Source organism: Streptomyces sp. CB01249, from assembly GCF_001905735.1.
Taxonomy (GTDB): Bacteria; Actinomycetota; Actinomycetes; order Streptomycetales; family Streptomycetaceae; genus Streptomyces.
This window is the reverse complement of sequence record NZ_LISW01000001.1, coordinates 82,780-98,640: the sequence shown is the minus strand read 5'-3', so window position 1 is coordinate 98,640 and position 15,861 is coordinate 82,780. Positions and strand designations below refer to the sequence as shown.

The 15,861-nt window shown below is 70.0% G+C and carries 12 protein-coding genes; 2 read left to right on the top strand and 10 right to left on the bottom strand.

What is annotated here, in order from left to right; genetic code table 11:
- Positions 1–20 precede the first annotated feature (20 nt).
- The 4 genes from AMK18_RS00395 to AMK18_RS00380 form a co-directional block, all read right to left on the bottom strand.
- Entirely contained in the window at positions 21–698 is a 678-nt protein-coding gene (locus AMK18_RS00395; RefSeq protein WP_018105358.1) for a response regulator, read from the bottom strand.
- Positions 695–1,858: a sensor histidine kinase gene (locus tag AMK18_RS00390; protein ID WP_018105357.1), complete on the bottom strand. Its 1,164-nt coding sequence runs from the start codon at positions 1,856–1,858 to the stop codon at positions 695–697. Before AMK18_RS00390 ends, AMK18_RS00395 begins: the two co-directional genes overlap by 4 nt.
- On the bottom strand, positions 1,855–2,373 hold the full coding sequence (locus tag AMK18_RS00385) for a DUF1453 family protein (protein ID WP_018105356.1): 519 nt from the start codon (positions 2,371–2,373) through the stop codon (positions 1,855–1,857). Before AMK18_RS00385 ends, AMK18_RS00390 begins: the two co-directional genes overlap by 4 nt.
- Before the next feature lie 173 nt (positions 2,374–2,546).
- Positions 2,547–4,667 (bottom strand): DNA gyrase/topoisomerase IV subunit B, encoded by a 2,121-nt coding sequence (locus tag AMK18_RS00380; RefSeq protein WP_018105355.1) that lies wholly within the window; start codon positions 4,665–4,667, stop codon positions 2,547–2,549.
- A 434-nt stretch (positions 4,668–5,101) separates the two neighbouring features.
- Here AMK18_RS00380 and AMK18_RS00375 point away from each other — a divergent pair, with 434 nt between their 5' ends.
- Positions 5,102–5,332, top strand: a complete 231-nt coding sequence (locus tag AMK18_RS00375) for a DUF7455 domain-containing protein (protein ID WP_018105354.1) — start codon at positions 5,102–5,104, stop codon at positions 5,330–5,332.
- Positions 5,333–5,435: 103 nt separating this feature from the next.
- Here AMK18_RS00375 and AMK18_RS00370 read toward each other — a convergent pair whose 3' ends face one another.
- The 6 genes from AMK18_RS00370 to AMK18_RS00345 form a co-directional block, all read right to left on the bottom strand.
- Entirely contained in the window at positions 5,436–6,266 is an 831-nt protein-coding gene (locus AMK18_RS00370) for a S1 family peptidase (RefSeq protein WP_073861197.1), read from the bottom strand.
- A 164-nt stretch (positions 6,267–6,430) separates the two neighbouring features.
- Entirely contained in the window at positions 6,431–7,978 is a 1,548-nt protein-coding gene (locus AMK18_RS00365; RefSeq protein WP_026171823.1) for an RNA polymerase sigma factor, read from the bottom strand.
- 320 nt (positions 7,979–8,298) lie between these two features.
- Entirely contained in the window at positions 8,299–9,213 is a 915-nt protein-coding gene (locus tag AMK18_RS00360) for a FadR/GntR family transcriptional regulator (protein ID WP_051083962.1), read from the bottom strand.
- Positions 9,214–9,349: 136 nt separating this feature from the next.
- Positions 9,350–11,122 carry an ATP-binding cassette domain-containing protein gene (locus AMK18_RS00355; protein ID WP_073861196.1) on the bottom strand — a complete coding sequence of 591 codons (1,773 nt, stop codon included), beginning with the start codon at positions 11,120–11,122 and terminating at the stop codon, positions 9,350–9,352.
- 142 nt (positions 11,123–11,264) lie between these two features.
- Positions 11,265–12,029 (bottom strand): NUDIX hydrolase, encoded by a 765-nt coding sequence (locus AMK18_RS00350; protein ID WP_018105349.1) that lies wholly within the window; start codon positions 12,027–12,029, stop codon positions 11,265–11,267.
- A 174-nt stretch (positions 12,030–12,203) separates the two neighbouring features.
- Positions 12,204–13,511, bottom strand: coding sequence for a DUF4192 domain-containing protein (locus tag AMK18_RS00345; protein WP_073861195.1), 1,308 nt, complete (start codon positions 13,509–13,511; stop codon positions 12,204–12,206).
- A 111-nt stretch (positions 13,512–13,622) separates the two neighbouring features.
- On the opposite strand from AMK18_RS00345, the gene AMK18_RS00340 reads away from it, so the two are divergent.
- Positions 13,623–15,794 (top strand): RecQ family ATP-dependent DNA helicase, encoded by a 2,172-nt coding sequence (locus AMK18_RS00340; RefSeq protein ID WP_018105341.1) that lies wholly within the window; start codon positions 13,623–13,625, stop codon positions 15,792–15,794.
- Positions 15,795–15,861: the final 67 nt, after the last annotated feature.

Below are 15,861 nucleotides of genomic sequence, written 5' to 3'. Positions count from 1 at the left end.
ATTCGCGAGACTTCACCTCTTCAGGTGAAGGATCTCCCGGGCGGGCGCACCATCCCCCGCTGGTACGCATAGCGCACCGCCTGGGCCCGGTCGCGCAGGCCGGCCTTGGCGAAGAGGTTGTTGATGTGGCTCTTCACCGTGGCCTGCGAGATGTGGAGGGCGCGGGCGATGTCCGCGTTGGACATCCCCTCGGCGATCAGGACCAGCACCTCGGCCTCCCGCGGAGTCATCCCGTCCGGCGGCTCCGGCTCACCGCCGGCACCGGTCACGAGGGGCCCCTCGGTCACCTGCTCCAGGAGCCGGCGCTGCACCGTCGGCGAGAGCCCCGCCTCACCCGAGAGGACGGCGTGAACGGCCCTAACGATCTCGTCGCCCCCGGCGTCCTTGGTGAGGTAGCCCCGCGCCCCCGCCCTGAGCGCGGGGAACAGGGAGTCATCGTCCGCGAAGGTCGTGAGCACCACGACCTGCGTGCCGGGGAACTCCTCGCGGATGCGCCGGGTCGCCTCCACCCCGTCGCAGCGGGGCATCCGCAGATCCATCAGCACCACGTCCGGCGCGTGCTCGGCCACCTGCGCGACCGCTTCCTCCCCGTCCTTCGCCGATCCGACGACCTCGATCCCGGGCAGCAGACCGAGCAGCATGACGATGCCCTCCCGTACCACCGCCTGGTCGTCGGCCACCACCACCCGCGCCGTCACGCGGGCACCCGCAGACTCACCACGAACCCCTCCTCGCCCGGGCCTGCCTCCAGCGTGCCGCCCAGCAACTCGGCCCGCTCCCGCATCCCGAGCAGACCGTATCCGGAACCGCTGGCAGCCAGGTCCCCTTCCGGACTCCGCCCTCCCGAGTCCTTGACCTCCAGCACGACGCAGTCGGGCTGGTACTCCAGCCGGAGCTGCACCCTGGCTCCGGGCGCGTGCTTGCGCACGTTGGTCAGGGCCTCCTGCGCCACCCGCCGGACGGTCTGCGACGCCTGCGCGGTCAGGGTGCGCTGCGCGCCCTCGACCCTGACCTCGGCCGGCTCAGCGGTCACCAGCTGCCTCAGGAAGTCCTCCACGGGTGACACCTCGCCCCGTAGCGCGGAGAGCGCCTGACGGGTCTCGGAGAGGCCCTCTCGCGCCATCGCCCGGGCCGCGACCACCCGTTGCAGGACCTGATCCCGGAACTCCCCCGCGGGCTCCCTCTCGATCAGCAGTCGTGCGGCCTCCAGGTGCACCAGCTGCGCGGAGAGGCTGTGGGCCAGCACGTCGTGGATCTCCCGGGCGATCCTGGAACGCTCGTCCAGCGCGGCCCGCTCCGCCTCCGCGGCCCGGGCCGCCCGTTCCTGGGCGAGCAGCCGTTGCGCACTGCCCCGGGCCTCGGCGTCCAGCCGGAGCACATACCCGGCGAGGCAGAGGCCGGCCGTGGTCACCGCGGTGGTCAGCCAGTCGTCGGTGTCGACCACCACGTAGGCGCCGAGGGCCACCGCTGTGGCCGGAACTCCCGCCACCAGGGGCAGCCGTTCCAGAGCGGTGACGGCGCAGGCGCACCAGAGCACTGTCGCGGGCACCGTCGCCCCCGCTTGCCCCGCCCCGAATCCGGCCAGCATGAGCATCCCCAGCAGACCGAGCGACGGCCACAGGCGGTTGTCGAGACTTGTCCGGAAGAAGGCGACGGCGAGCAGTGCGCAGACGAGCACCACGATCAGCCCGACGACGACCTCCAAGGGCCCGAACAGCCCGTTGGTGAAGGTCCCCCACAGCATCAGGGTGAGCAGGCTGGCCCGCACGGACCAGCCGATCACTCTGCGCGGGCCGCTGCGGGCTTCCCGGGCGAGCGCCTCCCTCGACGGCCAGCTCGTCCAGGCGTCGGGTGTCACACGCTGTCCTTCCACTCCTGCCGCACCGCGGCGCCGACGACAGGCCCGTTGTGAGGCCCGGATATCGCTGCGGCCCGGCGTGCCAGCAGCCCCTCCCGTATCAGCAGAGTCGCCGCGAGAGCCGCCATCAGGGCGGGGCTGCCCTGATGCACGCCCAGCAACACCGCGACGCCGTACAGAGCCGCCCGCAGGGCCAGTCCGCCGACCCAGACCAGAGCCGTGGCCTTGGTCCCCTTGCTCCACAGGGAGCCGTCCTCAGCCCGCCAGACGCGGGATGTCCACGCCCACCCGGCACCCGTGACCAGCCCGACGACGAGCTCGGCGCCCAGGATGACGGCCGAGGCTATCCGATGGTGCGGGTCCACGAGTCCGGGCTCCCGCAGAGCCATGAAGCACAGAACGCCGGGGAGCAGCCACCAGCGCCGGCCGCCGGACAGCTGTTGCGCCGAGCACTGGCGGACCACGACGAGGGCGATGACCGCGATGATCACCAGGGCGTTGACAAGCCCGGACATGGGCGCCTCCGAGATGCGAGAAGTTCTGCGTCTCCGAAGCTACGGAAGAGCCCGGCCGAGCAGATCGGCTCCCGGGTGGATCATGGGTGGAGATGTCGTCTCCACCCACGGGTGGAGACGACATCCGGGGCCCGCCCCGCGCCGGAACACCGGCCGGGCCTCGGAACGGACGCTCAGACGTCGATGCGCGAGCGGTCCAGCGTCGCCGCCGAGCTGGTGATGAACTCCTTGCGCGGCGCCACCTCGTTGCCCATCAGCAGGTCGAAGACCTTCTCGCTGGACTCCAGGTCACCGATGTTGATCCGCCGCAGCGTGCGGTGCCGGGGGTCCATCGTCGTCTCCGCCAGCTGGTCGGCGTCCATCTCGCCCAGCCCCTTGTAGCGCTGGATCGAGTCCTTGTAGCGGATGTTCTTGCGCTGGAGCTCCAGCAGCCGCTGGCGCAGCTCATTGTCGGAGTAGGTGTAGATGTATTTGTCCTGGCCCTTCTTGGGCTGGACCAGTTCGATCCGGTGAAGTGGCGGCACGGCGGCGAAGACCCGGCCCGCTTCGACCATCGGCCGCATGTACCGCTGGAAGAGCGTCAGCAGCAGGATCCGGATGTGGGCGCCGTCGACATCGGCGTCGACCAGCAGGACGATCTTGCCGTACCGGGCGGCGTCGATGTCGAAGGTGCGCCCGGAGCCGGCTCCTATGACCTGGATGATCGCACCGCACTCGGCGTTCTTCAGCATGTCGGAAACCGACGCCTTCTGAACGTTGAGGATCTTGCCGCGGATCGGCAGGAGTGCCTGGAACTCGCTGTTCCGAGCGAGCTTCGCCGTACCGAGCGCGGAGTCGCCCTCCACGATGAACAGCTCGCTGCGCTCCACGTCGTCGCTACGGCAGTCTGCGAGCTTCGCCGGCAGGGAGGACGACTCCAGCGCCGTCTTGCGACGCTGCGCATCCTTGTGCTGACGGGCTGCGATCCGGGTGCGAGCGGCCGCCACCGCCTTGTCGAGGACGGCCCTGGCCTGGGCCTTCGCGTCTCGCTTGGTGGAGGTCAGGAACGCCTTGAGCTCCTTGGCCACCACGTTGGCGACGATCCGGTTGGCCGCCGAGGTGCCGAGCACCTCCTTCGTCTGGCCCTCGAACTGCGGCTCCGCGAGGCGCACGGTCACGACCGCGGTGAGGCCTTCGAGGGCGTCGTCCTTGACGATGTCGTCCTCCGCCACGCGCAGCAGCTTCGCGGAGCGCAGCACCTCGTTGACCGTCTTGGTCACGGAGCGCTCGAATCCGGTCACGTGGGTGCCGCCCTTGGGGGTGGCGATGATGTTGACGAACGACTTCACATTGGTCTCGTACCCGGTGCCCCAGCGCAGCGCGATGTCCACGCCCAGTTCGCGCGTGACCTCGGTGGGCGTCATGTGTCCGCGGTCGTCCAGGACCGGGACGGTCTCCTTGAAGGTGCCCTGCCCGGTCAGGCGCAGGACGTCGCAGACGGCCTTGTCCTGGGCCAGGTAATCGCAGAACTCGCTGATACCGCCGTCGAAGCGGAAGGTCTCCTCCGTCTTGCCCGCTCCGTCCAGGCCACGCTCGTCGCGCACGACGAGGGTCAGGCCGGGGACGAGGAAGGCCGTCTGGCGGGCCCGCTGGTGAAGCGTCTCCAGGTTGAGCTTGGCGTCCTTGAGGAAGATCTGCCGGTCGGCCCAGTACCGCACCCGCGTGCCGGTGCGCGTCTTCGGGACACGCTTGCCCTTGCGCAGCCCGTTGGCCGGGTCGAACGGGCTGTCCGGGCCCTGCTCGGTGAAGATCCCCGGGACACCACGCCGGAAGCTGATCGAGTGGGTCGCGCTGTTGCGGTCGACCTCGACGTCGAGCCTGGCGGAGAGGGCGTTGACCACGGAGGCGCCCACACCGTGCAGCCCTCCGGACGCGGCGTAGGAGCCGCCACCGAATTTGCCTCCGGCGTGCAGCTTGGTCATGACGACCTCGACGCCGGAAAGACCCGTCTTGGGCTCGACGTCGATCGGGATGCCCCGGCCGTTGTCCCGGACCTCGACGGAGTTGTCGTCGTGGAGTACGACCTCGATGTGATCGCAGTAGCCGCCGAGGGCTTCATCGACGGAGTTGTCGATGATCTCCCAGAGGCAGTGCATCAGACCGCGGCTGTCGGTGGACCCGATGTACATACCCGGGCGCTTGCGAACCGCTTCGAGCCCCTCGAGTACGAGCAGGTGCCGCGCGGTGTAGTTGGAACCGTCTCGGTCTGCTCCGGTCAGCAGCGCAGTGGACGGCACGGACGTATCGGCGGTCACGCGGTTCGCTCCTCGCTGAATTTCATTTGGGGCCCTGAGGGTCACGGGCTCGGCTTCGGTGCCGCTGTGAGGGTACCGATGCCTGGTAGAGCGGGTGAAACGCCACCCTAGAAGAACCTCACCCTAAACCAGACTCGTATACATGTTCGATCCCCCCGCAGGGGTGACGTGCACATCACGTTCCCTTCCAGGCATGAACCATTTAGGCTCCGGGCACGTCCTCATCAACAACCGGCAAGCCAGCCGGCCCGGACTGACCAAGCCAAGCAACGCGAAACCCGTAGCGCCACGCAATACGGCACATTCGCCGCGAACCGGCAACAGACAGCCATCCCGAGAAGAAGTTTCGAAGAAAAGCCACGAGCGGGAACGTTTTCGGCCTGGTTGGATGTTGACCCTGGTACGACAGCTCGTCGAGCTAGAGAAGAGGCGACGTGACTACTGTTCTGACCCCCGCGAGCCCGCTGACCGCAGCAGACCGCTGTGACCGTTGCGGCGCCCAGGCTTACCTGCGCGTCGTGCTCATCAGTGGCGGTGAACTGCTCTTCTGCGCCCACCACGGTCGCAAGTTCGAGCCGGAACTCAAGAAGATCGCCGCGGAAATACAGGATGAGACGGACCGACTGACGGCCGTGCAGGCCCAAGCCGCCGAAGAGGAACACTGACACCTCTGCATCCACGACGAGCCAGGGGCCGGTCCCGGACCGGCCGACGGGCGGCCTCCCGTGAGGGAAGCCGCCCGTTCTCGTACCTGCGGAGCCCGCGCCGTCAGCCGGCGTTCGCCATCCAGCCGATGGCGGCGGAGATCCGCGTGTAGACACCGGGGCTCCCGGCGCGCCCGCAGCCGTTCCCCCAGGACACCAGCCCCACGAGCCTCCCCTGCGCCACCAGAGGCCCTCCGCTGTCCCCCTGACAGGCGTCGTACCCGCCCTCGGGTTCGCCCGCGCAGAGCATCGATGAGGCCTCGTACGTGCCCGTGCTGCCGCCCGGGTACGCCTGCTTGCACGAGCTGTCGGGCAGGATGTCCACCTGGGCGGACCGGAGCGACGACGCGTAGTCGCCGTACCCGGTGGTGTCGCCCCAGCCGTAGACGACGGCGGGTGTCCCCGCCTTGTACGCCGAGTCACCGGCCTCGGCCAGGGGGATCGTGTCTGTCTGAGGCAGCGCCTCGGACAGGGTGAGTACGGCGACGTCCCCGCTGTTGGTGGTGGCGTCGAACCCGGGGTTCACCCACGTCCCGCTCACCGGGATCTCCTTGCCGCCCGTGCCGTTCAGCTCGTCCCGGCCGGAGATGATCCGCAGATCGCTCACCTGGTCCACGTCGGTGCCCAGCGCCTCCCGGCTCAGGCAGTGGGCGGCGGTGAGCACCTTCTTCGGCTCCACCACGACACCGCCGCAGAACTGACCGGCCCGGGTACCCCCGAACCGGTCACGGCTGGACAGCGCCACCACCCAGGGACTGTCCGCCACGTGGGCGGGCTGACCTCCGATGATGATGCTGTTGGTGGCCGCCGAAGCGGGGGAAGCGAGCGGTATCACGGCCGTGGTGGCGGCAAGGGCGAGCGCCCCGGTCAAGGTGCGGACGACAGTGCGGGACATGCGTACTCCTGACTCTGTGATGGACCATGCCTACCCAGAGTCATTCCAGCGACACCGATGCGCACCTCCGTCTTGCACCTCACACAAGGAGCGGAACGCGACGCGGCGAGGGCCCGGAACCCTCAGGGTTCCGGGCCCTCGCCGCGTCATGACGCCGTTGCGGCCTAGTCGAGGTAGTCCCGCAGAACCTGCGAGCGCGACGGGTGGCGCAGCTTCGACATGGTCTTGGACTCGATCTGACGGATGCGCTCGCGCGTCACGCCGTAGACCTTGCCGATCTCGTCCAGCGTCTTCGGCTGTCCGTCGGTGAGGCCGAAGCGCATGGAGACCACGCCCGCCTCACGCTCGGACAGCGTGTCCAGGACCGAGTGGAGCTGCTCCTGGAGGAGCGTGAAGCTCACCGCGTCGGCCGGGACGACCGCCTCGGAGTCCTCGATCAGGTCACCGAACTCGCTGTCCCCGTCCTCACCCAGCGGGGTGTGGAGGGAGATCGGCTCACGGCCGTACTTCTGGACCTCGATGACCTTCTCGGGGGTCATGTCGAGTTCCTTGGCCAGCTCCTCCGGGGTGGGCTCGCGGCCCAGGTCCTGGAGCATCTGGCGCTGGACACGGGCGAGCTTGTTGATGACCTCGACCATGTGCACCGGGATACGGATGGTGCGTGCCTGGTCGGCCATGGCACGGGTGATCGCCTGACGGATCCACCAGGTGGCATACGTGGAGAACTTGTAGCCCTTGGTGTAGTCGAACTTCTCCACCGCGCGGATCAGACCGAGGTTGCCCTCCTGGATCAGGTCCAGGAAGAGCATGCCGCGGCCGGTGTAACGCTTGGCCAGCGACACCACGAGACGGAGGTTGGCCTCCAGCAGGTGGTTCTTGGCGCGACGGCCGTCCTCGGCGATGATCTCCAGCTCGCGCTTGAGCTTGGGAGCGAGCTTGTCGGAGTTCGCCAGCTTGTCCTCGGCGAACAGACCCGCCTCGATGCGCTTGGCGAGCTCGACCTCCTGCTCGGCGTTGAGGAGCGGGACCTTACCGATCTGCTTGAGGTAGTCCTTGACCGGGTCGGCGGTGGCACCGGCGACGGCGACCTGCTGCGCGGGCGCGTCGTCCTCGTCGTCGTCGGAGAGGACGAAGCCCTTGTTCTCGCCCTCGCCCTCCTCTTCCTCGCCCTTGCCAGCCTTGACCTCCTCGACGACGTCGTCGCCGTCGAGAATCTCCTCGTCCTGCTTGCCGGCCTTCTTGGAGGCCGTCTTCTTGGCCGCCGTCTTCTTCACAGCGGTCTTCTTGGCTGCCGTCTTCTTGGCTGCGGCCTTCTTCGCGGGAGCGGCCGCGGGAGCCTCCTCGGCCGCCGGGTCCGCGGGCTCGGCGGACGGTGCGGCGGGCGCCGCCACAGTCCGCGTCACCGTCGTCTTGGCCGCGACGGTCTTGGTGGCGGTGCGCTTGGCCGGGCTCTTCGCTGCAACGCTCTTGCGGGCGCGCTTCGACGGCTCCGCGGCACTGACCATCAGCGTCACACCCTCTTCCTCGAGGATCTGGTTGAGGCTGCGCAGAACGTTCTTCCACTGGGTTGGCGGAATCTGGTCAGCCTCGAAGGCCCGACGCACGTCATCGCCGGCGATCTGCCCATCAGCCTTTCCCCGCTCAATGAGCGCCATCACAGATTCGGACTCGGCGATCTCCGGCGGGAGCGTACGGGATGTGCTGGCCGACACGAACAACCTCTCGGAACGATGGAAACGGCTTCCGGTCCGGCCCGGAGAGGGCTGGAACCGACGACCGACGGGCGGGGAATGCACCGACGGCGCGGGCTTGGCCTCAGAACTGCACAGCGCCCTGGACGGCTGCTGTATTCCTTCTGCGACGGTCACCTCTTAAGTCATCGCGCTGTTTCAAGGAGTGTTACGGCCGTTCCGCGTGGCCCGAGTCACACCCCATTTGCGATGAACACGACCAAGGCGACATCTCTCCGCCCTGTGCCGCCGGACCACCGGGGTCCGACGGCACGTGGCGCGTACACCTGCCCGCGCCTCAGTCAGTGCTGCTCGCGCGGCGCCGGCACCACGCGTTCCGTCTCGTGGTGCCCGACCAGCAACTGGCGCATGGCCGACTCGGCTCCCGCCGAGTCGCCGGACGCGAGGGCGTCCACGATGCGCGCATGCAGGGCGAGCGAGGCCTCACTGGGCCGGTCGCACGCGGTGGCCGGGCCGCCGGACACCTGCAGCGCCGCGGAGACGATCCCGGAAAGGTGCTCCAGCATGCGGTTGCCCGCGGCCTGGATGAGAAGGGCGTGGAACTCCGCGTCGGCACGGGCGCACGTGATCATGTCGCCCTGACCGAGCGCGTGTCCCATGATCTCGACCATGTCGACAAGACGCTGCTGAAGATCCTCACGCCCATGTCCTGCGGCAAGGCGGGCGGCAAGTGGCTCGATCGTCCACCTGAGATCACCCAGCTCACGGCGCTGGTCATCACGCTGCGGGCCGAAGGCGCGCCATTCGATGATGTCGGGATCGAGCAGATTCCAGTCGCTGACCGGCCGCACTCGGGTACCGACATTGGGGCGGGCGCTGACCAGCCCCTTCGCCTCCAGTACGCGCAGCGATTCGCGCACGACGGTCCGGGAAACCTCGAAACGCTGGCCGATCTCCTCGGGCACCAGCGGGCGGTCCGCACCGAGGTCGCCGGACACGATCATCTGCCCCAACTGCTGAACAAGTTGGCCGTGGAGCCCGCGGCCACGGCTGGCCGAGCCCCGTCGGCCCACCCGGCCGAGCTCGGCTTCGGCACCGTCCCAGGAGCGCGCGGCGGCGCGCTCGCCGGCCGGCGCCTCCGCGTACGGGTAACGGTCGAGTTCGCCCGGGCCGGCGAGGCCGGAATCGGCGGAGCGGGCGGTGGTCATCATGGTGTGCGCAAGGGTACTCACGCATCCTTTGTCGGCGGGTCCCATCCGCCCCTTGAGGTCTTTGCTGAAAAGCACACGAAAGGGTGATCGGCACCCGCCCCTCAATTGACGCCTTACTGGTATAAACCGGACGTTTCACAGTAGGGCTTACGAAGAGGTCGCCTCCGGCCGCGCCGCACGCTCACCAACGCACCCTCCCCCGAAGGCTGGTGAGAAGAAACGCGCAGGTCAGGGCTGACAGAGAGAGGGCCAGGGCCGCCCCCACGGGCTGCGCCACGATCCTCGCGCCGGCCAACATCCACCGGTCCGCCTCCCCCGGCCACTGGAGCCAGGCCAGGTCCCGCAGCCGGCCCGGAAGCCCAGACATCGAACGCGTGCTCGCCATTTTCGGCATTCGCTCGACGAGCGGCACCATGACCACAGGTACGGCGAGTACGGCGGCGATGCCCGCGGTCGTCACCCGGAAGACGCCGGCGGCCAGCAGCCCGGCCCAGGCGCAACCGACGGTCAGGGCGGACCAGCTCACCGCCAGCGACACCACGTTCGGGGGGACATCGAGCAGGCTACCGCCGTACACGACGCGCAGGGTCGCAGCCGAGGCCAGCGCGACGAACAGCGCCAGCAGGAGGGCGACTCCCCCGGACACCGCCAGCTTGGCGAGGAGCAGACCGAGTCTGCGGGGCACACTCCCCCGACCGGCGGCGAGCGCTGGATAGCGGAACTCGTCGCCGAAGGAGAGCGCCCCGATGAGGCCGGCCCCGAGTGCGGCGGGCGGAAGCGGCAGCAGCGAGGGCCAGGCGGCGATGACATGGACGAGCGGGGTGCGGCCGTCGCGGGCCAGCAGTACGGAGAGACCCACGGAAACGGCCAGAACGACGCTCAGGATCACGGCCGTCGTCCGCACACCGAACAGGCGGCGCAGTTCGTACCGCACCGGTCGCAACGGCCCTCGGGCCGGGCGCCGCCTGATCGGCGGTGGAAGCTCACCCCTCGCGGCGGGGCGTGGGGTGCGGGAGGCGGCGTCGACGTGGTCACCCGAGGCGCGGCGCCCGGCCGGGGCTTCGGTCGCGCCCGCGGAACGCATATCACCCACTTCGTCGGCGAGTTGGTGAACGGGAAGCCCGTGCCGGAACGCGGCGTCGCCCACTTCCGCGCAGCTGCTGCCGTACACGGAGAGCCGGTTGCCGGCCGCCTCGGCGACGACCTCCACGGACCGCCGGGCAGCACGCGCTTCCCGGCTGACGATCGCGGCGAGGCGGGCGGCCTGCGGGGAGCGGACCGCCACACGAGGCCGCAGGCGGGTACGGGAAAAGGCCGCGCCGTCCTGGTCGGCGACCACGCGCCCACCGTCGAGGGTGACCACATGGCCTGCCGAGCGTGCAGCCTCCTTGGGGTCCCTGGTCGCGAACAGCACCGTTCCGCCGCGCTCGGCGTGGGAGCGCAGCATCCCGTGCAGCCAGTCGGCCTCTCTCGGCGCCAGACCCTCGGCCGGATCGTCCAGGAGGAGCGTGTGCGGGTCCCCGAGCAACGCGCAGGCAAGTGCCAGCCGACGGTCCATGGCGAGGGAGAGCCTGGCGATGGGCTGATCCTGCAGACCGGCGAGGCCCACCGCGTCGAGCAATTCGTCAGCCCTGGATACGGGCACACCGGCTGCGGCGCAGAGCATGCGGAGTTGCCCTCTAACGGTGCGGGCGGGGTGCCCCGGCACATCACCCAGCACCACCCCCACTTCACCGGCCGGGTACGGAACGCGATGCAGCGGCCGACCCCGGAAGTAGGTCACCCCCCGACCGGGCTCCAGTTCGAGCATCAAGCGCAGGGCCGCTGTCTTTCCGGAACCCGGCGCCCCCAGCAGGGCGGTGACGCACCCCGGCTCCGCGTCGAAGGTGAGGTCGTCCACTGCGGGGGCTTGTCCACGGGAGGGGGTGCTGGTGAGTCCGATGGCCTGGAGCATCGCTTCTCTCGCAGGTACGGGGACGGCAAAGGCGGAGCCGCCCGGCGGCGAGTGAGTACGCAGCACGATAACCCGACATATTGGACTTTCTGCGCAAGGTGGGGTGCGCGGCGCCCGGGCCCTCGCCGAGGGCGGGAAGAGCCTAGACCTCGGGCCTCAGCATCGGCGGGTTGAGCACGGTCGCCGTGCCTGACCGGAACAGCTGAGCCGGGCGCCCCCCCTGCCGGGTGGTCGTCCCCCCGGTCGGCACCAGGAAGCCCGGCGTGCCCGTCACCTTGCGGTGGAAGTTCCTCGGATCCAGCACCACGCCCCACACCGCTTCGTACACCCGGCGCAGCTCGCCGACCGTGAAGGCGGGCGGGCAGAAGGCCGTGGCCAGCGAGGAGTACTCGATCTTGGACCGGGCCCGCTCGACCCCGTCGGCGAGGATCCTCGCATGGTCGAAGGCCAACGGCGCCTGGTGCTCGCCATCCGGCGCGTAGCCGCCCTCGGGGCCGAGCAGGTCCTCGACGGGCGCCCATCGCGCGCTGTTCGCGTCGCCGCCCGCCCTGGGAGCGGGCAGATCGGGGGCCAGCGCGAGATGGGCGACGCTGACCACCCTCATCCTCGGGTCCCGGGCGGGATCCCCGTACGTGGCGAGCTGTTCCAGGTGTGCACCGTTACCCACGGCCGGAGCGGCCGGATCCTGCGCGCACAGGCCGGTCTCCTCGACCAGCTCACGTGCCGCTGCGGCGCCGAGATCCTCGTCGGCCCTGACGAAGCCGCCCGGCAGCGCCCACCTGCCCTGGAACGGGGTCTCACCCCGGCGTACCACCAGCGCGCAGAGGGCGTGCCGACGCACCGTGAGCACCACCAGGTCGACGGTGACGGCGAACGGCGGAAAAGTCGACGGGTCGTAGGGCGGCATGCCGCGATCATAGTCGTCTTCCTGACGATAAACACTCCCTTCCCGATGACTCTTCACCGGCCTGCGGAGCCCCTTCCTGGGCGCCCGGAAGAGCGAGGGCCGGGCATCCCCATCTCGACGCGAGGCGTGCGACCGGCCCCGTGTGCGGCGCCGGGGCCCGGCGCCGCACAGGTCTCAACGACCGGTCCTGGTCCCACGACGCCCTTGCGCCCCGGGCCGGGCGGACCGCCGCCTTTCCGCCGCGCCCGGGCCGGGCCGAGTGGAACCAGGGCGCGTCCTGGCGCGCCCGGCCGGCTTCACCCGTGCGGGACGGGCCCCCGCGACCCGTTCCGCACGCCGGCCGTGCCGGGCGGCCGCCCGCTCGCTGCGCTCGCCTCGCAGACAGCGACGCAGTGTTTCCGGGTCGAGCCCCTGGTTGCACGCCTCGTGCAGCAGTTGCGCGAAGGTGTAATGCGGATCGAGGCGCAGAGCGAGCCCCAGAGCGACGCGCGCCGCCGGTTCGTCGCCGGTCGACCAGGAGACCCAGCCCGCCAGGGTGAGAGGAGCTGCGGCGTGTTCCTCGTACGGGGCGACGCAGCGGCGGGCCAGCGCTCGCCAGAGCCTCAAGGCGGCATGCACCTTCGGCCCTTCCATCCACTCGGCCGCCCGGTCGCGGGTCTCCCTGTCCTGGAGACCGAGAATCATCGACGCGGCCTCCTCGTCGCTGATCAGTCGGTCGTCGTTGATGTCCGCGAGGGATGGCGTCGTCGCGGGCGCCTTCCCGAGGCGGTCGATCAGGCGACCGGCGAGCTTCAGCGTCTCGGCACCGACCTGCTGGCGGCGCTCCTGGTCGAGCAGCAACGGCACCATCGCGCTGCCCGCCGCGTCCAGGGCGCGTAGTTGGGCGGTGGCCGGTGTGGGGGTGAGCGGGGTGAGCCGCGCCTCCATCTCGCGCAGCGATCCCCGTACCTGAATGCCTGCGTAGGTGGCCGCCGCCGCCATCACCGAGGTGCCGGGCATGGCCAGCGGGTTGCCTTCTGCCGGGCAGCAGCGGGCATCGGGGCAGACATAGGACCAGAAGCGGTTCCCCGAGATGCACAGCAGTTCGAGGACGGGTACGTCCAGCGCTCCGCACGCCGTACGCAACCGCTGGGCGAACGGCCGCAGGCGCTCCATGGTCTGATTGCCCGTCTCGCCGTCCACCGGGTCCTGGCAGAGGAAGGCGACGATGGCGTCGGGCCTGGCGTCGCGGCGCTCGCTTCCTTTGATCAGGCACTCGGCGAGCTGGTCTGCGACCGTCGGCCATTCCAGCGGGGACTGCGGGATGCCGAGCCTGAGCCTGGATCCGAACCGGCCCCGGCCACCGTGCAGGGCGACCATGACCACACTGTCGCTCGGGTGGAAGCCCATCAGATAGGGGAGAGCGTCGGCCAGCTCGGCCGGTCCTCGCAGGGTGATCTGCTGTTCCTCGGAGGGACCGATTGATTCGGGGTGCTTGTTCATGGCCAGACCGTCTCGCGGACCGCACATTTCCGCTACCCCCTGTGGATAACTTATCCACAGGGGGTAATCGACTGTTCGCGGTTGTCGGAGTCATCGGGTTGCATGGGAGGCATGACCAACGCAGACCGCGCAGAGCTCAGGGCTTCGGCCGATTCCGTACTGGCCCGACTCGTCGGAGACGCCTCGGGCACCGCGCGGTTGCGTGAGGACCAGTGGCGGGCCATCGAGGCGCTTGTCGCGGACAAGCGTCGAGCACTGGTCGTCCAGCGCACCGGCTGGGGGAAGTCCGCGGTGTACTTCGTCGCCACCTCCCTGCTGCGTGCCCAGGGCGCCGGACCGACGGTCATCGTCTCGCCGCTGCTGGCGCTGATGCGGAACCAGGTCGCGTCGGCGGCCCGCGCCGGCATCAGCGCGCGCACGATCAACTCGTCCAATACGGAGGAGTGGGACACCGTGCAGGCGGAGGTGGCCGCCGGTGAGGTCGATGTCCTGCTGGTCAGCCCCGAGCGCCTCAACAATCCTGATTTCCGCGACCAGGTTCTGCCCCAGCTCGCCGCGACCACCGGTCTGCTCGTCGTGGACGAGGCCCACTGCATCTCCGACTGGGGCCACGACTTCCGGCCCGACTACCGCCGGCTGCGGACGATGCTCGCCGATCTCCCCTCCGGTGTCCCGGTGCTCGCCACGACCGCCACGGCGAACGCCCGGGTCACCGCTGACGTGGCGGAGCAGCTCGGCACAGGTGGCGGAGCGGACGCGCTCGTGCTGAGGGGGTCGCTGGACCGCGAGAGTCTGAGCCTCAGCGTGCTGCGACTGCCCAACGCGGCCCACCGCCTGGCATGGCTCGGGGACCACCTCAAGGAGCTTCCGGGCTCGGGAATCATCTACACGCTGACGGTCGCGGCCGCCGAGGAGGTCACCGCGTATCTCCGCCAGTGCGGGCACACCGTCGCCTCCTACACCGGCCGCACCGAGAACGCGGAACGGCAGCAGGCGGAGGACGATCTGCTGGCCAACCGACTGAAGGCGCTGGTGGCGACCTCCGCTCTCGGCATGGGCTTCGACAAGCCCGACCTCGGCTTCGTCGTACACCTCGGGTCGCCCTCCTCCCCCATCGCCTACTACCAGCAGGTGGGCCGCGCCGGACGCGGAGTGGAACATGCCGAGGTGCTGCTCCTGCCGGGCAAGGAGGACGAGGCGATCTGGCAGTACTTCGCGTCGGTCGGCTTTCCGCCGGAGGAGCAGGTCCGGCGCACCCTCGACGCGCTGGGCCAGGCCGGGCGGCCGCTCTCACTGCCTGCCCTGGAACCGCTGGTCGACCTGCGTCGCGCACGGCTGGAGAGCATGCTCAAGGTCCTCGACGTCGACGGGGCGGTCAGGCGGGTGAAGGGCGGCTGGACCGCGACAGGAGAGCCCTGGGTCTACGACGCCGAACGCTATGCGTGGGTGGCCCGTCAGCGCGCTGCCGAGCAGCAGGCCATGCGTGACTACGCCGCGACGGACGGCTGCCGGATGGAGTTCCTGCGCCGTCAGCTCGACGACGAGGCGGCGACCGCGTGCGGGCGTTGCGACAACTGTGCCGGCGCCAGGTTCGGCGCGGGGGTCTCCGACGCCGCTCTGGACACCGCGAAGGGTGAGCTCCGCAGGGCCGGTGTGGAGGTCGAGCCCCGCAAGATGTGGCCGACCGGGCTCGCGTCGGTGGGTGTCGACCTCAAGGGCCGGATTCCCGCGACGGAGCTCTCCGGCACCGGCCGGGCGCTGGGGAGACTCACCGACATCGGGTGGGGCAACAGACTGCGCCCGATACTGGCGGCTCAGGCACCCGACGCTCCGGTGCCGAGTGACGTGGCCGATGCCGTGGTGACCGTACTGGCCGACTGGGCGAGGGGTCCCGGCGGCTGGGCTCCCGGGGCCGTCGACGGCGTTCCCCGCCCGGTCGGTGTCGTCACCATGGCCTCGGACCGCAGACCCCAGCTCATCGAATCGCTCGGCAGGCACATCGCCGGAGTGGGGCGGATGCCCATGCTGGGGTGCGTGACCCTGACTCCGGACGCCGATGCCGTCCGGATGTCGCAGACCAACAGCGCCCAGCGGGTCCGCGCCCTGCACGAGAGGCTGGTCGTCGCGCCCGACCTCGCGGATGCCCTGGCGGCCGCCGACGGACCGATACTGCTCGTGGACGATCTCTCGGACACCGGCTGGACGCTCGCCGTGGCAGCCCGCTTGCTGCGTCGTGCCGGGGCGGAGGCGGTGTTTCCGCTGGTCCTCGCTGTTCAGGCGTGACAGGAGGCGTCGGGCGGGGCCTGACTGGGCAGGGATATCCGTGTCATTCCGGCTGAATACCGTCAGC